This window comes from Streptococcus sp. CL6.22, assembly GCF_049738055.1.
Classification (GTDB): domain Bacteria; phylum Bacillota; class Bacilli; order Lactobacillales; family Streptococcaceae; genus Streptococcus; species Streptococcus mitis_DJ.
On the sequence record NZ_JBKOTV010000010.1, the window covers coordinates 73,665 to 97,281 of the forward strand.

A 23,617-nucleotide genomic window follows, 5' to 3' on the forward strand; every position below is an offset into this window, starting at 1 on the left:
AAACCTTTAAATTTTAAAAGTCAATCATTTGAATTGTTTGACTCTTAAATGACTATCAACTCTTTTGGAGCAAGTGTCAATAATTCACAACCTGTCTCTGTAATCAGGATGTCATCCTCGATACGAACGCCGTATTTGCCTTCAATATAAATACCTGGTTCATCGGTCAAGGCCATACCTGCCTTGATAGTTTCTGTAGAAGTTTGGCTAAAGTAAGGCTCTTCATGGATATCAAGTCCAATACCGTGTCCGATACCGTGGGTAAAGTAGTCGCCATAGCCTGCCTCGATGATAATATCACGAGGAATTTTGTCAAAGTCACGGAAACCTAAGCCTGCCTTAGCTTGGTCAATCAAGGCTTGATTAGCTTTGAGAACCGTATTATAAATCTCTGCCTGCTCGTCACTGACATGCCCCAAGTAGATAGTCCGTGTCATATCGCTGACATAGTGGTCGTAGAGACAGCCGAAGTCCATGGTAATAGCTTCTCCCAGCTCCACTGGTTTGTGCATGGGATGGGCATGAGGTTTCGAAGAGTTGATGCCACTTGCTAAAATAGTATCAAAAGACAAGCCAGATGCTCCCAACTCACGCATGCGGAAGTCAAGGAAGTTGGCAATCTCAATTTCAGTCTTTCCTGGTTTGATAAAGTCAAGCGCGTCGCGGAAAGCTTGGTCTGAGATAGAACAAGCCTTGCGAATCGCTGCAATCTCTGCCTCATCCTTAATCATTCGAAGACCTTCAACAAACTGAGTTTGTGGAAGCAAGTCAATTCCTTCAAAGGTTGCCTTCATACGGTGATAATAAGACACCGAAATCTCATCCTCAAAACCGATGCGAGACAAGCCCATATCCTTAACAATCCCTGCAATGACAGCCAATTCGTCACGGTCAGCCACAATCTCAAACCCACTGGTTTCTTGTTTGGCTGCAATGATATAGCGAGAGTCTGTCACCAAGACCTGTCGGTCACGGCTGATAAAGACTGTTCCGTTTGAGCCCCAAAAACCAGTCAGGTAATAGACGTTTTTAAGGTTATTGATGATGATACCATCTAGTTCTTTTTCTTGCATTTTAGCTAGAAATGCTTGTACACGTTTATTCATGATGTAACTTTCCTTTCAAATACTGTCCTGTGTAGCTGGCTTCGTTGGCCGCTACTTCTTCTGGAGTTCCTGTTGCGATGATGGTTCCACCACCGACACCGCCCTCAGGTCCCAAGTCAATAATATGGTCTGCCGTCTTAATAACATCTAGATTGTGCTCGATAACAAGGACTGTATTACCATCGTCTACAAAGCGAGCTAAAACCTTGAGCAAGCGAGCGATATCCTCAGTATGAAGCCCTGTCGTCGGCTCATCCAAAATGTAGAAAGATTTTCCTGTCGATCGTTTGTGAAGTTCGCTAGCCAACTTCATACGCTGGGCTTCTCCCCCAGAAAGGGTGGTAGCTGGTTGACCTAGCGTCACATAGCCCAGTCCCACATCCTTGATAGTCTGAAGTTTACGCTGAATTTTCGGAATGTGTTGGAAAAACTCCACCGCATCATTGACGGTCATATCCAAGACCTGCGAGATATTTTTTTCCTTGTAATGAACTTCTAGGGTTTCACTGTTGTAGCGGGTTCCATGGCAAACCTCACAAGCCACGTAAACATCTGGCAAGAAGTGCATCTCAATCTTGATAATCCCATCACCTGAGCAGGCTTCACAACGACCACCCTTGACATTGAAACTGAAACGCCCCTTCTTATAACCTCGAATCTTGGCTTCATTAGTCTGAGCAAAGAGGTCACGTATATCGTCAAAGACTCCCGTATAGGTAGCAGGGTTAGACCTTGGTGTTCGTCCGATAGGGCTCTGGTCAATATCAATCAAGCGGTCTACATGCTCAATCCCTGTAATAGTCTTAAATTTACCAGGTTTGTCTGAATTACGGTTGAGCTTCTGGGCAATAGCTTTTTTGAGGATGCTGTTGATCAAGGTCGATTTCCCTGAACCTGATACACCTGTCACCGCGATGAATTTTCCTAGTGGGAAGCAAGCTGTGACATTTTGCAAGTTGTTCTCACGCGCTCCTGTAATCTCGATAAAACGACCATTCCCCACACGGCGCTCTTCTGGCACTGGAATGGCACGTTTACCTGACAAGTACTGGCCTGTGATAGACTTGCTGTTGCGAGCCACCTGTTTGGGCGTACCTGCAGCGACAATCTCTCCACCAAAAACACCTGCACCGGGACCAACGTCAATCAGATAATCAGCTTCGCGCATGGTATCTTCGTCGTGTTCCACCACGATGAGAGTATTGCCCAAATCACGCATCTTTTTCAGACTGGCAATCAGGCGGTCATTGTCCCTCTGATGAAGGCCAATTGACGGCTCATCCAATATATAGAGGACTCCTGATAGGTTGGAACCAATCTGAGTTGCCAAACGAATACGCTGACTTTCCCCACCTGAAAGGGTTCCTGCCGAACGTGACAGAGTCAGATAATTAAGACCCACGTTATTAAGGAAGGTCAAACGATCCTTGATTTCCTTGAGAATAGGCCGAGCAATGATGGCTTCATTTTCAGACAAGGTTAACTGGCTCACTAACTCCAAGTGGTCTGCGATAGACAGGTCTGAGATTTCTCCGATATGTGGTCCTTGCTCGCCACCCACACGGACAGACAAGGCCTGGTCATTGAGACGATAGCCGTGACAGGTTCCGCAGGTCAGCTCATTCATGTAGAGACGCATCTGGGTGCGAGTATAATCGCTATTAGTTTCATGGTAACGACGTTTGATATTATTGACAACTCCTTCAAACGGAATGTCAATATCGCGTACACCACCAAATTCATTCTCATAGTGGAAATGGAATTCCTTACCATCTGATCCATAGAGAATCAAGTTCTTATCCTCTTCTGACAAGTCCTCAAAAGGCTTATCCATATCCACTCTAAAAGCTGTCATAGCCTGTTCTAGCATGTTTGGATAGTAGTTGGATGAGATAGGATTCCAAGGAGCCAATGCTCCCTCACGTAAGGTTTTACTGGCATCTGGAACTATCAAATCAGTATCCACCTCCAGCTTGATGCCCAAGCCATCACACTCACTACAAGAACCAAAAGGAGCATTGAAAGAGAAGAGACGTGGCTCTAACTCTGGAACAGTAAATCCACAAACTGGACAGGCATAATGCTCAGAAAACAACAACTCAGAGTCGTCCATAGTGTCGATAATGACATAACCTTCTGCAATACGAAGGGCAGCCTCAATGGAATCAAAGAGACGACTACGAATGCCCTCCTTGATGACAATACGGTCAACCACGACATCGATATTGTGTTGCTTACTCTTAGACAACTCTGGCACTTCGGTTACATCATAGACTTCACCATCCACACGGACACGAACATACCCATCTTTCTGAACCTTCTCAATAACACTCTTATGTTGGCCTTTTTTCTTGCGGATGACAGGGGCCAAGATCTGCAAGCGCTGGCGTTCAGGCAATTCTAAAACCTTATCCACGATTTGCTCCACAGAAGAAGCCTTGATAGCTCCATGCCCGTTAATACAGTAAGGCGTCCCCACACGTGCGTAGAGGAGACGCAGATAGTCATTGATTTCAGTCGTTGTTCCCACCGTCGAGCGAGGATTTTTACTAGTCGTTTTCTGGTCGATGGAAATAGCGGGGCTGAGACCATCAATAGCATCTACATCAGGCTTCTCCATATTCCCCAAGAATTGACGAGCGTAGGCTGACAAACTCTCCACATAGCGACGTTGACCCTCCGCATAGAGGGTATCAAAGGCCAGACTGGATTTCCCTGAACCTGACAAGCCGGTCACGACAACCAACTTGTCTCGTGGAATTTCCACGTCAATATTTTTTAAATTATGGGCACGCGCCCCATGAATGACAATTTTATCTTGCATCTTTGTTCTTTCTAGTCCATTATTGCTTACCATTATACCAAAAAAAGTGAGATTCTATTACCCAAAAGGCCGATTTTGTAGTATAATAGTACGGTGTGAAAAAATCTGAAAAATGAGAAAGGATAAGGGATATGAAACAAGTTTTTCTCTCTACAACAACTGAATTTAAAGAGATCGATACGCTTGAACCGGGTACTTGGATCAATCTCGTCAATCCGACTCAAAATGAATCACTCGAAATCGCTAATGCCTTCGATATCGATATTGCCGACCTTCGAGCACCGCTCGATGCAGAAGAAATGTCTCGTATTACAATTGAAGACGAGTACACCCTGATTATCGTTGACGTGCCGGTCACAGAAGAAAGAAATAATCGCACCTACTACGTAACCATCCCGCTTGGTATTATCATCACCGAGGAAACCATTATCACTACTTGTTTGGAACCATTACCAGTCCTCGATGTCTTTATCAACCGTCGTTTGCGTAATTTCTATACCTTCATGCGTTCGCGTTTTATCTTCCAGATTCTCTATCGCAATGCAGAGCTTTACCTAACAGCCCTTCGTTCGATTGACCGTAAGAGTGAACAAATCGAAAGTCAACTGCATCAATCAACTCGTAATGAAGAATTGATTGAGCTCATGGAATTGGAAAAAACCATCGTCTATTTCAAGGCTTCCCTCAAAACAAATGAACGTGTGATTAAGAAATTGACCAGCTCAACCAGCAATATCAAGAAATACCTTGAGGACGAAGACCTGCTTGAAGACACCCTGATTGAAACCCAACAGGCCATCGAGATGGCAGACATTTATGGAAACGTCTTGCATTCTATGACAGAGACCTTCGCCTCTATCATTTCTAACAACCAGAACAACATTATGAAAACCTTGGCCCTTGTGACCATCGTCATGTCCATCCCAACCATGGTCTTTTCTGCCTACGGGATGAACTTTAAGGATAATGAAATCCCCCTAAACGGTGAGCCAAATGCCTTCTGGTTAATCGTCTTTATCGCCTTTGCTATGAGTGTCTCGCTCACTCTCTATCTCATCCATAAAAAATGGTTCTAAGAGGAGTTCCTATGTCTCAGATTGATCTACAAAAATTAACAAAGAAAAACCAAGAGTTTATCCACATCGCTACCCAACAATTCATCAAAGATGGAAAAACAGACGCTGAAATCAAGGCTATCTTTGAGGAAGTTATTCCCCAAATCCTTGAGGAGCAAGCCAAGGGTACGACTGCTCGTTCCCTCTATGGCGCACCGACCCACTGGGCTCATAGTTTCACTGTCAAGGAACAATATGAAAAAGAGCATCCAAAAGAAAATGATGATCCAAAACTCATGATTATGGACTCAGCCCTTTTCATCACTAGCCTCTTTGCCCTCGTCAGCGCCCTCACAACTTTCTTTGCAGCAGATCAGGCTTTCGGCTATGGACTTGTCACTCTCCTGCTAGTTGGACTTGTTGGTGGATTTGCCTTCTACTTGATGTACTACTTTGTTTACCAATACTATGGACCAGATATGGACCGCAGCCAACGTCCACCTTTCTGGAAATCTGTACTGGTTATCCTAGCTTCTATGTTCCTTTGGTTGCTTGTCTTCTTTGCAACAAGCTTCCTACCAGCTAGCCTTAACCCAGTACTTGCTCCAGTGCCACTGGCTATTATCGGAGCAGCCCTCCTAGCCCTTCGCTTCTATCTCAAGAAACGCTTGAATATCCGTAGCGCAAGTGCAGGACCAACACGTTATTAAGAGAATGATAAAAGCAACTGCAGGTGCGGTTGCTTTTTTACTACTTTCCTGATTTAAAAGTATTCTTCTGACATCCCACATAGCTTTCTCTTATCTTTTGTGATAAAATAGGCTCAATCTATTTCTAGGAGGATGAGATATGGTTTCTACTATTGGTATTGTTAGTTTATCTAGTGGCATTATCGGTGAAGACTTTGTCAAACACGAAGTGGACTTGGGTGTCCAACGTCTCAAGGATTTGGGACTCAATCCTATCTTTTTGCCCCATTCGTTAAAAGGATTAGACTTTATCAAGGACCATCCTGAAGCCCGTGCGGAGGATTTGATGCAGGCCTTTTCGGACGATAGCATCGACATGATCCTATGCGCCATCGGTGGAGACGATACCTATCGCTTACTACCTTATCTTTTTGAAAATGACCAACTCCAAAAGGTTATCAAACAAAAAATATTTCTTGGTTTCTCAGATACAACCATGAACCATCTCATGTTGCATAAACTAGGTGTTAAAACTTTTTATGGTCAATCCTTTTTAGCAGACATTTGTGAATTGGACAAGGAGATGTTGCCCTATAGCTTTCACTACTTTAAAGAATTGATTGAGACTGGAAGAATCTCAGAAATCCGCCCTAGTCACGTTTGGTATGAGGAACGAACTGATTTTAGTCCCAAGGCTCTGGGGACAGCTCGTGTCAGTCATGCAAACACTGGTTTTGACTTGTTGCAAGGAAATGCCCAGTTCGAGGGAGAAATCCTCGGTGGTTGCCTTGAATCCCTCTACGATATCTTTGACAACTCTCGATACACAGACAGCACGGAGCTCTGTCAAAAGTACAAACTTTTCCCTGACTTGTCAGACTGGGAAGGTAAGATCCTCTTGCTAGAGACAAGCGAAGAAAAGCCTGAGCCGGAAGACTTCAAAAAGATGTTGCGGGCTTTAAAGAACGCTGGTATATTCGAGGTCATCAGTGGACTCCTGGTCGGAAAACCTATGGATGAAACTTTCTATGACAACTATAAAGAGGCACTATTGAATATTATTGACAGCAATATCCCGATTATCTATAATCTAAATGTCGGCCACGCAACTCCAAGAGCCATTGTACCCTTTGGGGTCCATGCTCATGTAGATGCACAGGAACAAGTCATTCGCTTTGACTATAACAAAAAATAAATAGTTTCTCTATTTTTGTGCTTTTGTATTCGTTTTCGTTACAATTTGTATCTGAATTTATTGCATTTCGCTAATTTCTATGATATCCTTTTGAAGGAGGTGTATATGACAAAACAAAAAATTAATCGAATCGTAGGTTCTATTGGTGCCTTTATTGGAATTATAGTATTTATTGCCTACATACCTCAAATTATCGCTAATTTACAAGGAAATAAAGCTCAACCATTTCAACCTTTATCAGCTGCTATATCTTGCTTAATCTGGGTTATTTATGGATGGACAAAAGAACCTAAGAAGGATTGGATACTAATCATTCCAAATTCAGCCGGTGTTATTTTAGGTGGAATCACTTTTTTGACTTCACTCTAACAAATCTAATAGTATATATAAAAAGCTGGGAAAAGTTTCTCAGCTTTTTTCTATATTCTCAGATATGCTAGTTACCTGTACATACTAATGACCGCTTTTCCACTCACAATCATTCTCGTGGTCGTCAATCAGGCCTGCTGCCTGTAGAAAAGACAAGACGGCGACTGGGCCTGTGAACTTGAAGCCTCGTTTTTTGAGATCTTTTGCTAACTTCTCAGACAGAGGTGTTTTAGCTGGGGCTTGGCGGTAATCGGGAACATCGTTAACGATCGTTTTCCCCTCAACAAAGGACCAAAGATAGGCATCAAAAGAGCCATATTCTTCCTGTAGTCGTAAAAATGCTTGGGCGTTAGCGCGTGTAGCAAAAATCTTGGCTCTATTTCGGATGATAGCTGGATTATCCAGCAAGGCTTCCAATTCGGTATCGGACATCTCTGCGACTGCTTGAATTTGATAGCCATGAAATGCTTCTCGGAAAGCCTGGCGTTTGTTTAGTACCGTTTCCCAAGACAGGCCTGCCTGATAGGTTTCCATACACAACAACTCAAACAATGCTTGGTCATCATGGAGGGGTTGGCCCCACTCCTCATCATGATAGGCGATGTAGAGCGGATTGGTCATCTTGACCCACGAACAACGTTTTGTCATGCTCTGCTCCTATTTGACCAACATTTTAAGGGCCGACTTGATATAGTTCTCAGCTGTATCTGTCGTTCCTTCAAAGAATTTCTTGATTTTCTTGAGCTCAGTTGCCTTGTAGCCCAGAGCCAACATGGCCTCCATAGCTTCTTCCAATTCTTGGTTTTCAGCGCTATCTTGCACTGCCACCTTGGCAGGAAGATCATCTCCTGCAACTACTACCTTGCCTTCCAAGTCCAACACCATCTGTTGGGCTGTTTTCTTGCCAATTTTAGGGAACTTAGTCAAGTAGGTGATGTTCTTGGTTTCAATTGCTTGAACCAAACCAGCATTGTCATCGGCAGCTATAATAGCAAGAGCTGATACAGGACCAATCCCAGAAACCGAAATCAGACTGAGAAAGAGTTTTTTCTCGTCTTCTGAGCGAAATCCATAAAGCAAATGGGCGTCCTCACGCACAACCTGATGCACATAAATTTGAGCCTCTTGATTGACCTGTCCCGAGTAAGCATAGGGATTGGCTACATGCAGGATATAACCAATACCGTTGGTTTCAAGAACAATGTATTTAGCAGTGATTTTGGTAATGATTCCTTTTAAATATTCGTACATGGTTTTCCTTTTAGTTTAATATTTCCCCAACTCACGGAGACTGGTGTGATTTTCCTGAATACGTCGGAACATCTTTTCCATATCTGACTTGGTAAAATGCACCAAAACAGGACGTCCGTGGGGACAGTTGTAGGGATTATCACATTGAGAGAGCTGATAGAGGAGTTGTCTAGCTGAATGATCATCAATACGATGATTGGCCTTGATAGATCGCTTGCAAGACATCATGATAGCCAGCTCTGCCCGGTATTTCTTGATAGAAACTTCCTTGGTCAAGAGGAGCATGTCGCACATCTCATAGATGCCTGATTCAATCTCTTCTTCTGCCATCCAAATAGGATGTTCACGTAAGATAAATTGATTTTCTCCGTACTCTGCTAGAAAGACCCCAACTTCCTCCAAAAGTGCCATTCTTTCCTTGAGACGGAGGGCATCATCCGCTGGAAATTCAAAGATATAGGGCACTAGGAGTTGCTGCTGGCTCTGGTCAACATTGCCAATGCTTTCACGGTACTCCTCGTACTTGACCCGTTCCTGAGCTGCGTGTTGGTCTATGATGTAGAGCCCATCTCTCCCCTGGGCAAAGAGATAGGTTCCATGCATTTGCCCGAAAAATTCCAACTCTGGGAAGCTTGATGATTCTTCTCGCTCCAGCTTATCATATGCCTTATCCAGACTGGTTAAATCTAACTCTGGGTGATCTAGCTGGTCGTAGTTAGCAGGCTTTCTCTCTGCAAAATGCAGTTTTGCTGGCTTGGTCAATTGATCCAAGGTTTCCTTGGCAAACAAGGTCAAGTCTTGCCTTTCCTCAGTTAATTCTACCTGATAATCAGCCACCTCAGCTTGACTGGATCTATTTGCCTCTGTTTTCTCATAGTAGAGCGTATTTTCTTTGAGTGGGAGAATGGTCTGCTCCACCTTTTGACGATTGCGCACAGTCGATTTGGCAAGATTTTCCAAGGCATCTGGTATCAAGGTTTGCTCCTTGAGACTGTTGGAAATAGCTTCTGAGACCAGCGTCATCAGTTCTTTTTCCTTGGAAATCCGCACTTCTTGCTTGGTTGGATGCACATTGACATCCGCTAGATAAGGGTCAATATGGATATGAATGACAGCCAGTGGAAAACGTCCTACCATGAGCTTACTTCCGTAACCATCTAAAATAGCACGATTGAGTAGGAAATTCTTGATATAACGACCATTGATGAAAAGGCTGATATAGTTGCGATTGGCCCGAGTTAACTCAGGCAAGGACACAAAACCTGAAATTTCGAAATCTAGGTCAGAGTTCTCAATTTCAATCATCTTCTTGGCACTGGCTAAACCGTAAATCCCTGCGATAGCATGGCGCAATTGACCTGTTCCCGCTGTTCGTGTCATTTCCTTACCATCACTAATCAAACTAAAAGAAATCTCAGGATGGGCCAAGCCCAGACGGTTGACAATATCAATGATATGAGACAGCTCCGCTTGCTGGCTCTTCATATACTTAAGGCGGGCAGGCGTATTGAAAAAGAGGTCCTCCACACAAACCTTGGTTCCCACTGGACTGGTAGCTGGGATGATTTCTTCTACTTCTCCCCCACGTGCGACGAGCTTGGTCCCGTGACTTGCGCCATCCACCGCAGTCAACAGAGTTAAGACACTAACAGACGCTATAGAAGGAAGGGCTTCACCACGAAAACCAAGCGTCCGAATTCGAAAGAGGTCTGCTTGATTTTTTATCTTACTAGTCGCATGGCGGCGCAGGGCCAATTCCACCTCATCGTGGGCAATTCCATGACCATTATCTGTGATTTGGATTTTCTTGAGACCAGCTTCCTCAATCTCAATGATAATCTGACTAGAGCCCGCGTCAATGGCGTTTTCTACTAGCTCCTTAACAACGCTAGCTGGACGCTCGATAACCTCTCCAGCCGCGATCTGGTTTGCCAGCACCTCTGGCAATTCAATAATATGAGACATCTTTCAGCCCCTTTCTGTATCTATTTTCCTAGAAATTGATTAGTGCTATTATACCATATTTCAGAAAGGACAGAAAAGCAGGCGCCATATAGAAGCCGAATCCCTCCACATAGACAAAGCCCCTTGCAAGGGGGCATAAAATAGTGGTATACTCAATAAAAATCAAAGAGCAAACTAGAAAGCTAGGTGCAGACAGTACTTTAGTACGGCAAGACGACGCTGACGTGGTTTGAATTTGATTTTTGAAGAGTATTAATAAAGATGTACAAGAAGTGAGATTAATTTTGTATGAAAAACAAGGAGAGAAATTTATGAAAGTAGAACTACAGATTAGTGAAACTTACAAGGAGGAAAAGCTGATTGTCCAAGCACCTCAGCCGACAGATAAAGTCCAGAAAGTCATCGAGTTCGCAGAAAATCTGGACCGAACAGAAAAAATCAAAGGGAAAATCAATAATCAGGTCTATCTCGTTGAGATTGGCAAGGTTCAGCGCTTCTATATCGAGAATCGGAAGGTTCTAGCAGAAACGGCTAGCCAGACCTACAATATTGATTTACGGCTCTATCAAGTCCTTGAAATTCTGCCAAGCAATTTTATCCAAATTTCCCAATCTGAAATCATCAATATCAACTCCATCTCTCATCTGAAGCTCACGCCCAACGGTCTGGTAGAAATTTTCTTGAAAAACGAAAGCTTCACCTACTCTTCACGCCGTTATCTAAAAATCATCAAGGAGAAATTAGAACTATGAAAAAACAAATCTTCCACGACGCAGCTACTGGTGTCCTCATCGGTCTCATCCTCTCTATCATCTTTTCACTTATGTATTCCCCAAATACCTACGCACCACTGAGTCCCGAGTCTCTGATCGGACAGGTGATGGTGCAACATCAGGTTCACGGTGCCTTGGTCTTGCTCTACTGCACACTTATTTGGGCAGCTATTGGTATTCTCTTCAACTTTGGCAAGCGATTATTCAGCCGTGACTGGAGCTTGCTCCGTGCAACTCTGACTCATTTCTTCCTTATGCTAGTAGGATTTATCCCATTAGCAACCCTAGCAGGTTGGTTCCCCTTCCACTGGATTTTCTACCTCCAACTCATTATCGAGTTTGCGATTGTCTACCTCATCATTTGGACTATTTCCTATAAAAGAGCATCAAAAAAAGTAGACCATATCAATCAACTCTTGAAGCATAAAAAGTAAGAGTGCTGATAAAACCACTTGGAATAATAAAAAAGTCAAGCCTAAGCTCAACTTTCCAACTCATACAAATCTGCGATAATAGCTGCGACACGTTTGATATCTCCCAGCATGCCTCGCATTTCAAAGTCAGCCAAGACAGGGAAACCAAAACGTTGACTGTATTGCTTAGCTGTCAAGCAGTATTGGTTATTAAAGTTACGATTGCCTGAACCAACTACGCCAAAACACTTACTAGCATTGTCACCATAAGCGATAAAATCTCCCACTGGCGTTGTCAATATCTCAACATCTCCGTTATCCACGCCATTCCCACCTTCTAGGTAAGTCGGCAAAAAAGCAACATAGGGATGGTCCATTTCATAGAAATCTTGGCCTTCTTTGACCAAATCTTTTATATGAATCTTTTGAACCTCAATTCCCTCGTACTGGGACAAGAGATAGTCTTTCAAGCGCGTCACAAAACTTTCAGTATTGCCACTCAGACTAATATAAACTAAAGAAATTGTCTTCATATGTACCTCCATGATTTTATTTTTAATCGAAAAAGAACTACCAAGATTGTAACTTGATAGTTCTTTTTTGTCAATACTTAGGCAAGTTCTTCTGTTTCCTCTTCTTCAGCCAAGGCTTTTTGCTGACGCCATATCTTGTAGAAGACAAGGGCTAGGAAGAGAACATTGATGACGATATAGAAAATGCTGACAGCTTTTGAACCAATACCCATTGTCAAACGAATAGTTTCATCTTGAACCAGCTGCAAAGCGTCTTGTAAAGTCACATAGGTATAAATCGAACCAATAATGGCTAGCAAAACATAGCCGACATAAGTATAGTTTGCATACTGCAAATTCTTACGAACAAGGAATACAATCGCTACTACCACTAAAATAGCAGATAGTACAACCAAGGCCACATTAAAAATAGAATGAGATGCTTCTGCCACTCTATAGCTAAAATTAATGCTATCTTCTACCTGCTGAGCACTGACCCCTGCAACTTGTTTTTGAGCAGCACGAAGGACTTCTTTACTAGGCAAGGGCTTCAAAAGTTCAAACAGAGACGTAGCTGAAATAAGGGCAGACAAGATTAGCAAGACCCATAGATAGATTGGTTTCTTTTTCATAATAGAACCTCCTGATATTATTATCGATATTATAGCACCTTTTGTAAAAGAATACAAATATTATAGTGTAGTTTCTACCTGTTTTCGGTAGGCTTTTGGCGATTTTCCGCACAATTTTCGGAACACTTTATAGAAATATCCAACATTACTGTAACCAACAGCATAACAAATATCTTCAATACTGTCACTAGTTGAAAGTAAAAGTTGCTGAGCGGCCTTAATGCGTTGTTTATTTAGTAACTCTGCGAAGGTCGAATTGGTTTCTCGCTTAATCAACTGCCCCAGATAGACAGGATTGATAAAGAGATCCTTACTGATATCCTTGAGGGAAAGTTCTTTTTGATAATCACGCCCAATGACTTCTAGCACACTGACCACATTCTCATTCATACGATATTGCCCAAAGAATCGGGTCAGAGTTTCCTTGATATAAGGAACCAGTTCATCGAATGATTGAATAGCATGAATCGTTTTGACAATGTCCGTCATATCATCAGCTTTTAGGTGTTCAAACAAATGAAAGACATCCATGACAAACTGGATAAAAAGCTGTTTGGTAATGGGAACACGCGGCGTATTTTCAAGAACCACCTTCTCCAAAAGGTTCAACTCTTCCACGATTTGATTGAGATTCCCCTGAATGATAACCCTATAAATCGGTTCATAATAGGCAAAGAGACTCTCAGACTGTTTTAGATTTACAGAACCGTAAAAGAGGGCTTTCTCAGCATTCAGCTTCCAGCGTTCAAAGTGTTCTTGATAAGGAGCTTCAAAGGGAGTAACGACTAAACCATCTAGGGGTTGATCAGAAATAAAAATCTGCCAGTCTTGACCCAAGACATAGTAGGGAATGGTGAAAGAACCTTGTTTTTCCTTGGATAGACCTATCCACCAATTCTCCTTATCCCCTAAATAACTAACAAATCCGGCCTCATCTAAATCTTGACTAAGGGTCTGACTTTTCTTCCCTCTCTCGCCGAGCTGACCTGCAATCTTCTCTAGCAGATTACCCAACTCTACCTTATCAACAGGCTTGACCAGATAGTCCACAACACTAAGGTTCATGGCTTTTTTTACGTAATCAAACTCCTGATAACCTGAGAGCAAGATATAGGCAGCATCTGGTAAGATTTCTTTCATCTCTCGAATCATATCAAGCCCTGTTTTGTCGGGCATATTGACATCGGAAATGACCACATCGACAGGATTTTCATGAACATATTCTAGGGCTTCATCGGCATGACTGGCTGTTGCGACGACCTCCATATCCCACTTATCAAAGGGAATCAAACGTTTCAGACCTTCTGTCACCATGTACTCATCATCTACTAATAATACTTTATACATTTTCTCCCTTTCTACTCATCTTGAATTGTAATACGATACTGAACACCTGCTTGCTCTGCAGAATCTATAGTAATAGCATATCGATCCCCAAAATAGAGCACAAAACGCTCATGGACATTGACGATCCCGATAGACTGCTTTTGATCACTGTAACTGGCTTGGTGTTCAAAATGTCTCTGACTTAATTTTTCTCGAATACTTGCCAGTTTTTCAGCCGACATACCACGGCCATTATCTACCACTAAAATTTCCACAAAACCGTCCTGTTTAAGAGCCTTGATGCTAATCACATTATCTGTCCGTCTGTGGTCAACACCATGCGCGAAATAATTTTCTACCAGCGGTTGCAAGGTAAACTTAGGAATCTTCATATTCTCTAACTCTGGATCTATCTTGAAACCATAGGCAATGGACTTGGGATAGCGAACCATACATAGATAGCTATATTTACGGCAAAATTCTAATTCCTGTTTGAGAAGGGTCTCTCTTTCGTCGGAAATATTGTTACGCAAGAGACTACTGAATTCATAAATGATATCTGCCAACTCATCTTGACTTTGCATAACTGCATACATGCGCAAGAACTCCAGCGTATTATACATAAAATGAGGATTGATTTGAGCCTGTAAGGCTCGCATATTGGCATCCTTTTGACTAAGTTCTAACTGATAAATATCATGGATATTCTTTTCTAATCGATCCAACATATCATTGGTAGTCTCCGCGATTAGGAGCAATTCCTGATCCTTTTCCAGTGTGTCAATACGAAGACCTTCTTGCCCTTGGGCAATAGCATGGATGGAATCCACCAGGTCCACTACCTGCTTTTGATAATTAGCAAAGGTCTTCCTCAAAGTCAGATAGAGAATGACAATAAAGAGAAGGCTCAAGCCCACAATCAAAGCAGAGCTAGCCACTGTTCCTTGTAAAACAAAGTTTTTAGGAACTGCCACCTGAACCTGATATCCATGAGAGGTAAAACCGACAAACCAGTTCTCATGTTCCCTATTGACCCTCTCACCAATATGAAAAATCTCCGTATCAAATGGTGATGTTACAGTCACAGCCATCGGGATATGACCTCGGGTATTGTCAATGGCATGATATAAGACTTCTGGATCCAAGGAGATGTAAATCACTCCTATAGATTGATCCGTTGCTGGGTCCAGAACTGGAATGCCAAAACTATTGGCCTCTGGTTTAAAGGCCTCAGCAGGCAAGATATGACCACTTCTTTTATCCCTTGTTGAAACATAAACTTCTTTAAAATCCTGCAAGACGATTGCAACACCCGTTATATAGTCATTTTGTACATAAAGATCATCAATATTTTCATACAGAGAAATAGAAGTTGACGAAGCTGCTTGATGCTCCAACAGCCAATAAAAATACTCAGAAGTTGACAAGCTAAAGTACTTATAAACCCCTTGTATCCGTTCTTGATTAGCTACTAAATCTTGCGCCAGTTGGGCTGATTCCCGATAATAATACTCCACCTCATCGACTGTTCGAGTGGTTACACGCTGGGCTACTCTTTGAGCTTCCTTTTCCCGTGAATCCCAGTCAGCGTAAGAGAGTAAGATTGCAAAACTCGCAATAATAATCATCATAACTGAACTGTAGGTTCTTAGAAGCGTATGTAGCCAAAACTGCTTCATTCTATTTTGTCGCCAATTTTTCATGGATACTTTCATAGACCGGTTCCAACATATCACTGATAAAGAAATGCCACATCCCAATTCCTACAAAGAAAACTAGGGCAGGCATATAGTAACCAATTGCCACAAGTAGCACAGTTCCAAGGAGAACCTTGGCCACAGCCGCTAAGCTCATAAAGATGCCAATAAAGGATAGTTTGAGACTATTTCGATAGGACAAATCAAAATAAACTTGTAATTTCAAAGATACTGTATAAGCCAAAAAGATCAGGGCAACTACTAGGACATTCAAAAAGGTCGCAATCAAATGAATAATAGTCTGATGAGGCAATTGCACCAAGAGATACAGGCCATAGACCAAAACTAGATCCACCCCTAAAAAGCTATAAAAAATCAGGTTGCTTGAGACGAAATTTTGCTTATAAAGAGACCACGCCTCCTTCAAACTGTATTCCCGAAAGCTATAACCATGTTCTGCATATAAGCTCATCAAGGTGGCACTAGCCGGCGCTAGACCAAGGATAATCCCTCCTGCCAATGTTAATAGCCAAAAGAAGGCTGTCGCAATCATTCCTAAAAAGAAACGATTAAAGACAAAGTCTAAAAATCTCCCCATGATATCCTCCTAAAAATAACTATGAAACTATTATATCATATTTCAAGCGTTTTCAAAAACTTCTAGTATCCATTTACAATCCCATCAAACCATGGTAAAATGAGAATTGTGAAAAAATTATCAGGAGACAATTCATGAAGAAATCTATCTTAACTACACTGCTTTTTGCAGTTCTTTACTTCCTCTGCATGGGGATTGGTGTCCTTTTGGGCAATCTCTTTGACCAAGCTGGAAACATGTTTTATGCGCCTGCTTTTACTGCCCTTGTCGGCGGTGGCGTCTATATGATCCTAATCGCAAAAGTTCCACGTTTTGGAGCCATTACCACTATCGGCCTTGTCATTGCTCTCTTTTTCTTGGGAACTAAACACGGTGCCGGTGCCTTCCTTCCTGGAATTATCTGTGGCCTGCTAGCAGATGCAGTAGCTAGCCTCGGAAAATACAAGGACCAAACAAAGAACTTTCTTTCTTTTATTATTTTTGCCTTCAGCTCAACTGGCCCAATCTTACTTATGTGGATTGCGCCCAAAGCCTATATGGCAACCCTTCTAGCAAGAGGAAAATCCCAAGAATATATCGACCGTATCATGGTCGCGCCAAACCCTGGAACCATCCTTCTATTTATAGCAAGTATTGTCATCGGAGCCCTAGTTGGTGCCTTAATTGGACAAGCCTTGAGTAAAAAATTTGCACAGAAAATCTAGTCAATAAAAAAGAGCCACACGGCTCTTTTTATTTATGACTCAATTTCTTGGTCAAGAAATCTCCCAAGAATTGGATTGCAAAGATAATCAAAATGATAATGATGGTTGCCAAAATGGTCACATCGTGATTATAGCGATTAAATCCATAAGCGATGGCTACGTTACCGATACCACCAGCTCCAACTGCCCCCGCCATAGCTGTTTCCCCAACAAGGGAAATCAAGGTTACAGTCGTCACACGAATCAAATCTGGAAGACCTTCTGATAGGTAAACACCCACGATATCCCAGAAGGTCGCTCCGCTAGCTTGAGCCGCCTCAATGACACCACCATCCAATTCAGCCAAGACAACCTGCACTTGACGGGCAAAGAAGGCAAAGACTGCAAAAGATAGAGGTACGATAGCCGCATTTGGACCAATGCTTGTTCCTACGATTAGATGAGAGAAGGGTGACAAGACTGCCAAGAGAATGATAAAGGGAACCGCACGGAAAATAGAAGTGATTTTATCCAAAATCCAGAAAACGACTTTATTTTCCAAGACACCACCTGGTGCTGTCAAGACAAGGAAGAGACCTGCAACTAGCCCTAAGAAGCCTCCGATGATGAAGGAAAGAACTGTCATATAGAGGGTTAGGTAGATGGCTGTTCCCCAGCCTGCCTGACCAGACCAACCCATCTTATAGACATTTGGTAAATAGGTTTGAATCAATGATTCCATCTTACTGTCCTCCCTTCAATACTTTTAGCTGTACGCCTGCTTGACGAATGGCTTCTTGAGCACCTGCTAGCGCTGCTTGTTCACCTGACAAGACCACCACCAATTCTCCGACAGGAGTACCATCGAGAATTTCGATATTTCCATAGAGGATATTAGCCGTTACTTGGTAATGCTTGTACAATTCATTCAAAAGTGGCTCGTCTGTTGAAGCACCTGCATACTTGAGTTGCACTAAAAGACTGTTTTCAGACAGATGTTGCACGATTTCTTGCTTCTCGATTTTGACCATGGCTTCGTCAATACCTGTAGCTGTTGAGATAAAGTCTTGAGTCAAAGGTTGTTTAGGGTCTGAGAAGATTTCAAGAACACTACCCTCCTCAATCAAATGTCCATCCTGCATAACTGCCACACGGTTGGCAATGTCTTTGACAATCTGCATTTCATGCGTAATCAAGACAACAGTCAAGCCTAATTTTTGGTTCAAATCTTGCAACAAGGCCAAAATCTGCTTGGTTGTCTTAGGGTCAAGGGCAGAAGTTGACTCATCTGAAATCAAGATTTTTGGATCATTTGCCAAGGCACGCGCAATGGCCACACGCTGTTTTTGCCCTCCAGATAGTTGTGAAGGATAGTTTTCAGCACGATCCGCCAAGCCAACCAAGTCCAACAACTTAGCTACTTTAGCCTTCTTTTCTTCCTTGCTGAGTCCAGAGTGCTTAAGGGCAAAGGCTACATTCTCCTCTGCTGTCTTTTGGCTCATGAGGTTAAAATGCTGGAAAATCATTCCGATATCCTGACGTTTACGACGCAACTGCTCGGCTGTCAATGTCACCTTGCCATCAAAAATCACATCGTCGTCAATGGTAATTTTCCCTGCAGATGGTTTTTGCAAGAGGTTAATCACCCGCACAAGGGTTGATTTCCCTGCTCCAGAATATCCAACGATTCCGTAGATATCCCCTTCTTGGATGTGAATGGTCACATCCTTGACCGCTGTGATGGTTCTCTTCTTTTGATGAAAAGTCACATCGATCTGATCTAACTTGATAATATCTCTACTCATAGCTTCTAATCAGCTCCTCTACTAATTCAATATGGGTGTAATAATCGGCGATTCGCACATTTTCATCTCCACCGTGGTCTCGGCTGTTGGCATTTCCTAGACCGAAGGCCACCATTGGCACCTCTAGGGCATCAAAGACCGTATGCATAGGCCCTGTCCCAGCTGTTGTCGGCAAGACTGAAACGCCCTGTGGATAGAATTTCTTGGCCAACTCAATCACATTGAGAATGGCTGGCGCGCTCATATCGCTTCGATAGCTCATCTCTCCCAAGGTATAGTATAATTCTACCTTATCAAAGCCATTTTTGTCTAGCTGTTTCCGAATTTTTTCCAGAACATCATGCGGTTCTAGACCAGGAACCAAACGAACCTCTAGCTTAGCACTGGCTTCTGCTGGCAAAATCGTTTTGACTCCTTGTCCTTGATAACCTGACTGAATCCCTTCGATATTGAGAGCAGGTTCAAAAAAGAAACGTTTGAGAAAGGCTGCGCGGTCCTCTTGTAAGAGAGGCAATTCCAAACCATAAATCTGGCTGATTTCCCCTGGATTTCGTTGGGCATAGGTATCCACCAAGGCTAATTCTCGTTCATTTGGCTCTTGAACTTCTTCGTACAAACCTTCAACCAAGATGCGGCCATCTGCGGCACGAAGAGACTGTATGGCTTGAAGGAGATACCATGGAGCTGACTCCACAACCCCACCATAACTAGAGTGGATATCCACATCAGCACTTTTCACCTTGGCATCAAAGGTCACAATCCCCTTATTTCCACCAGAAATTTCTAGCTGTTCCAAGGCATTTTTGGTCCCTTGTTCCCAGACCAACAAATCCGCTCCACGGAGTTTATCCGCATGCTTTTCCAGATACTTATCTAGGTCTGTCGAAGCCGATTCCTCCGCTCCCTCCATGATAAAACTGATATTGACAGGCAGGTCATCGTGGTGCTGCATGTATTTTCTCAAAGCACTCAAACGAGCCGTGATATGACCCTTATCGTCGTCAACCCCACGCCCATACATGAAACCATTGCGCACCGAAAGCGTAAAAGGCTCCTCTGTCCACACCTGATCCCCGTCCGCTGGCACAGTGTCATAGTGGTTATAGAAAATTAGGGTCTTGGCATCTGGACGCGAACTCTTGAAATGTGCCATGACAAAAGGCGCCGTATAAGTCTCATCAATCTCCACTTCAGCCCCCACACGCTTGAAAATCTCACCCAGATAGGTTGCGACTTCCTTAAGTCCAACCTGCTGTGCAAAGACCGATTTTTTAGAAATCAAGGTACGCAAAACCTCAAAATAATGCTGGGCTACATGATCCTTTTCAAATTTTTCAATCTGTTCTTGTTCACTAGGAAAAACCATATTCTCTCTACCTTTCTATGAACTACTCTTCCTGACAATCCATGCTCTATACAAAAGCAAGAGGTGGAATTTTCTCTCCCACCTCCCTGTTTCTTATTACCAAACTGGTTGATCCAAACCGTCTGATGTTTCTTCGATAACTTTTTTCACTTCATCTGTATGGTAAGCTGCGATCACTTTCTTGATAGCATCAGCTTTTGGTGATGATTCCCAATCTTTTTTCGCAACGATGATGTTGTACCATTGTTTTGAGTTTTCATCAGCTTGTTCTTTGAAAAGTGCTTTCTTGTAGTCCAATTTTGCTTCTGTAACGAAGGTATTGTTTACAACGGCAGCATCAACTGATGACAATGAACGAGCTGTTTGGCTAGCGTCCAATTCAGTGATTTTCAAGTTCTTTGGATTTTCTTTGATGTTAGCAACTGTTGCAAGAGCAGTTCCAGAAACATCCAATTTAATCAAGCCAGCTGATTGAAGCAAGTAAAGCGCACGGCTTTCGTTTGTAGCATCGTTCGGTACAGCGATTTCTCCGTTTGCTGGGATGTCTTCTACTTTAGTGTACTTGTTGTCACTTCCATTCAAACCTGAGTAAAGACGGATTGGAGAGATGTAAGTATCTGCAATCGCTACAAGGTCTTTTCCGTTTTCTTTGTTCCAGTTGTTCAAGAAGTTATAGTGTTGGAAAGCGTTCAAATCTACTTCGCCATCAGCAGTTGCCTTGTTTGGTTGTGAGTAGTCTGTGAACTCTGTAAATTCCAAAGTGATACCGTCTTTTTTAACCAATTCTTGAATTTTGTCCCAACGTTTTTCTTCAGAACCGCTACGGTTGACAGTTGCAATTTTAATAGTTGTTGCATTGTCTGCTTTCTTTTCTGAGTTTCCGCAAGCTGCAAGAGCCAAACCTGCGACTGTAGCAAGGGCTGCTACACCAAGCCATTTTTTAATTTTCATGATTCTTTCTCCTTAAAAATAATACCGTACTAGTATCTCACAATTTGTTTGATTTCACAAATTGTTATTAGATAGCCAGATATATAGTTTAAAACTATATCCCTAAAAACTGAGAAATCATCCACCTTATGCAGAATGGATGATTTCAAAAAATTATTTAATATCAGCTTCTGCTGGTAGATAAGTGTCTCCAAAGAATTGTTTAGACAACTTTTCAAGAGTTCCATCTTTGTAGAGTTCTTGGATACGTTTGTCTACAAATGTTTTCAACTCATCTTGACCTTTGGCAAGAAGTGGGTAAACGTAAGGTTGTTGGTCACTTGGAAGTTCAATGACTTTCAAGTTGTCCAAGCCTTGGTTCTTGATGACTGTTTCAACACCGATTTTATCAAAAATCTTGTAGTCAAACTGGCCATCGCTCAAACGTCCCATGATTTGTTGGAAGTCTGCTCTAGTATAGTTAAGGACAGTTGGATTATCTGAGTGTTGCTTGTTATAGTCTTCTAACTGTTTAGCTGATGTTGTCCCTTGAACAACTTCTGTTGATTTTCCACCGATATCATCAAGTGATTTGATGCTAGAGTCGTCCTTCTTCACTACAAGAACGTTAGGGTTTTTAGCAGTTGGGGCTGCGTAAAGGTATTTTTCAGCACGTTCTTTGGTGTAGCTGATGTTGTTAACGGCCATTTGGTAACGGTCAGCATCAAGTCCTGCAAAGACTCCTGACCACTCTGTCTTCTCAAACTTGACATCATACTTGTCAGAGTCTTTAAAGATAGCGCGAACCACTTCAATTTCGTAACCAGTCAATTCACCATTTTCTTCATAGTTGAATGGTTTTGGTGAAGCATTGGTTGCAACGATAATTTCTTTCTTGCTAGTTGCTTCTCCTTCTTTCTTAGCACCACCTGAGCAAGCCGCAAGCACACCTGCAGCAACAAGTCCTAAGGCAGCAAGAGATGAGTATTTAACGATTTTTTTCATGTCATTTCCTCCAAAATAGAATACCTTATAATCTTAACAGAAAAAGACCATTTACGCCATTATATGATATCTATCTCTGTGATAGGTTTTCTTTATGGCTGATTTATACTCAATGAAAATCAAAGAGCAAACTAGGAAGCTAGCCGCAAGCTGTACTTGAGTACGGTAAGGCGACGCTGACGTGGTTTGAATTTGATTTTCGAAGAGTATTAAAAGACCAAACGCAAGAGTGCAATTAAGACCACCCCAAAGAGAACTGTTCCGACTAGATTGCGGTAGCGAAAGGCTACCCAAGCCGTTGGAAAGACGGCTAAGAAGTCTAGCCATTTAATTTGAGGAAGACTCCCAACCTTGCCTGTCACTACGCTTGAAAGAATCAAGGCAAAGATAATAGAAACGGGCAAGAATTTCAAAAAACGCTCAACGATTGCAGGCAAGCCCTTATACTTGACCAAGATGAAGGGAATCATACGGGGAATCCAAGTCACTAAGCCAGAGAAAATAACTGCTAATAAAAGATACTTACTGACCATCTAAAACCACCCCCATTGTACAACCAAGTAGCGTCGCAAACAGAACAGCTAGCGACTGAGACACCACTGTTAAGAGTAAAAAGAAGGACACCGCAACAACTGCTAGGATAATGAGCAGATTGCGGACAGGAATCCGTCTTTGCATAATCTGGAATTGCGAAGCAAAAATTCCGATAAACATCCCAACCAAAGCAAAGTCTAGCCCAAAGATTTCTGGATTTGGTAGCAGACCACCTAGAGCCGTTCCAACCACTGTTCCCACAAACCAAGCCACATAGCTGTTGAGATTGTTTCCGTGCATCCACATCGGATTGACCTTGTCTGTATGGGCCAATTCGCCCATCAAAACGCCGTAGGTCTCATCTGTCAAGAGACTAGACATACCAATATTTTGCCAGAGACTGGTATGACGGAAATAGGTCGATGCGTGTAAGCTCAGCAAAAAGAGACGCAAATTAATCAAAAAGACCGTCATAGCAATAGCTGCCACAGGTGCTTGAACCGCAATCAGTGCCAACATGGCAAACTGGGCACTCCCAGCATAAACAAAGAGGCTCATCAAGCCCATCTCAACAGGTGTCACATAGGGCGCACCAATAATCCCACAGGCCAAGCCAATACTGACATAACCAAGGGCCGTTGGCATGGCCGCCTGCGCCCCCTCCCAAAATCCTTTTTCTTTCATCTTTCTCCTCATATTGTCTTAATAATACTCAATGAAAATCAAAGAGCAAACTAGAAAGCTGGCCACAGGTTGCTCAAAACATTGTTTTGAGGTTGCAGATAGAAGCTGACGCAGTTTGAAGAGATTTTCGAAGAGTATAAGTAGGCTGAAAAGGCTCCAGCCATAGCATGGACTATTATAACACATTCAGGAAAGAGAAAAAAGT

Annotated in this window: 24 protein-coding genes; 7 read left to right on the forward strand and 17 right to left on the reverse strand. The window is 42.6% G+C overall.

Annotated features, from left to right (window positions below; all coding sequences use genetic code 11):
* Positions 1-44: 44 nt before the first annotated feature.
* On the reverse strand, positions 45-1,106 hold the full coding sequence (locus ACLNCW_RS06605) for a M24 family metallopeptidase (RefSeq protein WP_424845621.1): 1,062 nt from the start codon (positions 1,104-1,106) through the stop codon (positions 45-47).
* The gene (gene uvrA / locus ACLNCW_RS06610) at positions 1,099-3,930 is read right to left on the reverse strand and encodes an excinuclease ABC subunit UvrA (protein ID WP_261011296.1); all 2,832 of its coding nucleotides are present in this window, start codon (positions 3,928-3,930) and stop codon (positions 1,099-1,101) included. The genes ACLNCW_RS06605 and uvrA overlap by 8 nt, the downstream gene beginning before the upstream one ends.
* Positions 3,931-4,061: 131 nt before the next feature.
* Here uvrA and ACLNCW_RS06615 point away from each other — a divergent pair, with 131 nt between their 5' ends.
* The 4 genes from ACLNCW_RS06615 to ACLNCW_RS06630 all read left to right on the forward strand — a co-directional run bounded on the left by ACLNCW_RS06615 (position 4,062) and on the right by ACLNCW_RS06630 (position 7,238).
* A complete protein-coding gene (locus ACLNCW_RS06615) occupies positions 4,062-5,006 on the forward strand; it encodes a magnesium transporter CorA family protein (RefSeq protein ID WP_000815623.1) in 945 nt (314 codons plus the stop codon).
* A gap of 11 nt (positions 5,007-5,017) precedes the next feature.
* On the forward strand, positions 5,018-5,695 hold the full coding sequence (locus tag ACLNCW_RS06620) for a DUF1129 domain-containing protein (protein ID WP_084926316.1): 678 nt from the start codon (positions 5,018-5,020) through the stop codon (positions 5,693-5,695).
* Between the two features lie 139 nt (positions 5,696-5,834).
* Positions 5,835-6,869 carry a S66 family peptidase gene (locus ACLNCW_RS06625; protein WP_084926315.1) on the forward strand — a complete coding sequence of 345 codons (1,035 nt, stop codon included), beginning with the start codon at positions 5,835-5,837 and terminating at the stop codon, positions 6,867-6,869.
* A 105-nt stretch (positions 6,870-6,974) separates the two neighbouring features.
* Entirely contained in the window at positions 6,975-7,238 is a 264-nt protein-coding gene (locus ACLNCW_RS06630) for a SemiSWEET family transporter (protein WP_000166114.1), read from the forward strand.
* Between the two features lie 84 nt (positions 7,239-7,322).
* On the opposite strand, the gene ACLNCW_RS06635 is transcribed toward ACLNCW_RS06630, so the two are convergent.
* Genes ACLNCW_RS06635 through mutL form a run of 3 tightly spaced genes read right to left on the reverse strand, consistent with a single transcriptional unit; the run spans position 7,323 to position 10,454 of the window.
* Positions 7,323-7,886: a DNA-3-methyladenine glycosylase I gene (locus tag ACLNCW_RS06635; protein ID WP_424845624.1), complete on the reverse strand. Its 564-nt coding sequence runs from the start codon at positions 7,884-7,886 to the stop codon at positions 7,323-7,325.
* Positions 7,887-7,895: 9 nt separating this feature from the next.
* A complete protein-coding gene (ruvA, locus tag ACLNCW_RS06640; protein ID WP_424845626.1) occupies positions 7,896-8,489 on the reverse strand; it encodes a Holliday junction branch migration protein RuvA in 594 nt (197 codons plus the stop codon).
* A 15-nt stretch (positions 8,490-8,504) separates the two neighbouring features.
* Positions 8,505-10,454 carry a DNA mismatch repair endonuclease MutL gene (mutL, locus tag ACLNCW_RS06645; RefSeq protein WP_424845628.1) on the reverse strand — a complete coding sequence of 650 codons (1,950 nt, stop codon included), beginning with the start codon at positions 10,452-10,454 and terminating at the stop codon, positions 8,505-8,507.
* Positions 10,455-10,765: 311 nt separating this feature from the next.
* Here mutL and ACLNCW_RS06650 point away from each other — a divergent pair, with 311 nt between their 5' ends.
* Positions 10,766-11,206, forward strand: coding sequence for a LytTR family DNA-binding domain-containing protein (locus tag ACLNCW_RS06650; RefSeq protein WP_261814697.1), 441 nt, complete (start codon positions 10,766-10,768; stop codon positions 11,204-11,206).
* Entirely contained in the window at positions 11,203-11,661 is a 459-nt protein-coding gene (locus ACLNCW_RS06655) for a DUF3021 domain-containing protein (RefSeq protein WP_049500693.1), read from the forward strand. The genes ACLNCW_RS06650 and ACLNCW_RS06655 overlap by 4 nt, the downstream gene beginning before the upstream one ends.
* Before the next feature lie 47 nt (positions 11,662-11,708).
* Here ACLNCW_RS06655 and nrdI read toward each other — a convergent pair whose 3' ends face one another.
* From nrdI to ACLNCW_RS06680, 5 genes are all read right to left on the reverse strand, one after another.
* Positions 11,709-12,173, reverse strand: a complete 465-nt coding sequence (nrdI, locus tag ACLNCW_RS06660) for a class Ib ribonucleoside-diphosphate reductase assembly flavoprotein NrdI (RefSeq protein ID WP_004255033.1) — start codon at positions 12,171-12,173, stop codon at positions 11,709-11,711.
* A 77-nt stretch (positions 12,174-12,250) separates the two neighbouring features.
* On the reverse strand, positions 12,251-12,784 hold the full coding sequence (locus ACLNCW_RS06665) for an ABC transporter permease (protein WP_023946835.1): 534 nt from the start codon (positions 12,782-12,784) through the stop codon (positions 12,251-12,253).
* Between the two features lie 60 nt (positions 12,785-12,844).
* Positions 12,845-14,131 carry a response regulator transcription factor gene (locus ACLNCW_RS06670; protein WP_314499330.1) on the reverse strand — a complete coding sequence of 429 codons (1,287 nt, stop codon included), beginning with the start codon at positions 14,129-14,131 and terminating at the stop codon, positions 12,845-12,847.
* Between the two features lie 11 nt (positions 14,132-14,142).
* Entirely contained in the window at positions 14,143-15,813 is a 1,671-nt protein-coding gene (locus tag ACLNCW_RS06675; RefSeq protein WP_424845631.1) for a sensor histidine kinase, read from the reverse strand.
* Positions 15,791-16,405: a YesL family protein gene (locus ACLNCW_RS06680; protein ID WP_049546853.1), complete on the reverse strand. Its 615-nt coding sequence runs from the start codon at positions 16,403-16,405 to the stop codon at positions 15,791-15,793. The genes ACLNCW_RS06675 and ACLNCW_RS06680 overlap by 23 nt, the downstream gene beginning before the upstream one ends.
* Before the next feature lie 134 nt (positions 16,406-16,539).
* On the opposite strand from ACLNCW_RS06680, the gene ACLNCW_RS06685 reads away from it, so the two are divergent.
* Positions 16,540-17,109 (forward strand): MptD family putative ECF transporter S component, encoded by a 570-nt coding sequence (locus ACLNCW_RS06685; RefSeq protein WP_049546854.1) that lies wholly within the window; start codon positions 16,540-16,542, stop codon positions 17,107-17,109.
* A 28-nt stretch (positions 17,110-17,137) separates the two neighbouring features.
* Here the strand turns inward: ACLNCW_RS06685 and ACLNCW_RS06690 are convergent, their stop codons facing one another.
* From ACLNCW_RS06690 to ACLNCW_RS06720, 7 genes are all read right to left on the reverse strand, one after another.
* Positions 17,138-17,830 carry a methionine ABC transporter permease gene (locus ACLNCW_RS06690; protein WP_023932463.1) on the reverse strand — a complete coding sequence of 231 codons (693 nt, stop codon included), beginning with the start codon at positions 17,828-17,830 and terminating at the stop codon, positions 17,138-17,140.
* 1 nt (position 17,831) lies between these two features.
* On the reverse strand, positions 17,832-18,893 hold the full coding sequence (locus ACLNCW_RS06695) for a methionine ABC transporter ATP-binding protein (RefSeq protein ID WP_261065511.1): 1,062 nt from the start codon (positions 18,891-18,893) through the stop codon (positions 17,832-17,834).
* Complete coding sequence (locus ACLNCW_RS06700) at positions 18,886-20,259, reverse strand: M20 family metallopeptidase (protein WP_314499318.1); 1,374 nt, start codon at positions 20,257-20,259, stop codon at positions 18,886-18,888. Before ACLNCW_RS06700 ends, ACLNCW_RS06695 begins: the two co-directional genes overlap by 8 nt.
* A 96-nt stretch (positions 20,260-20,355) precedes the next feature.
* A complete protein-coding gene (locus ACLNCW_RS06705; RefSeq protein ID WP_070482468.1) occupies positions 20,356-21,210 on the reverse strand; it encodes a MetQ/NlpA family ABC transporter substrate-binding protein in 855 nt (284 codons plus the stop codon).
* Positions 21,211-21,363: 153 nt separating this feature from the next.
* The gene (locus ACLNCW_RS06710; RefSeq protein ID WP_084926305.1) at positions 21,364-22,194 is read right to left on the reverse strand and encodes an amino acid ABC transporter substrate-binding protein; all 831 of its coding nucleotides are present in this window, start codon (positions 22,192-22,194) and stop codon (positions 21,364-21,366) included.
* 209 nt (positions 22,195-22,403) lie between these two features.
* The gene (locus tag ACLNCW_RS06715) at positions 22,404-22,727 is read right to left on the reverse strand and encodes an AzlD domain-containing protein (protein ID WP_000253935.1); all 324 of its coding nucleotides are present in this window, start codon (positions 22,725-22,727) and stop codon (positions 22,404-22,406) included.
* On the reverse strand, positions 22,717-23,412 hold the full coding sequence (locus ACLNCW_RS06720) for an AzlC family ABC transporter permease (RefSeq protein WP_000659743.1): 696 nt from the start codon (positions 23,410-23,412) through the stop codon (positions 22,717-22,719). The genes ACLNCW_RS06715 and ACLNCW_RS06720 overlap by 11 nt, the downstream gene beginning before the upstream one ends.
* Between the last annotated feature and the right edge of the window lie 205 nt (positions 23,413-23,617).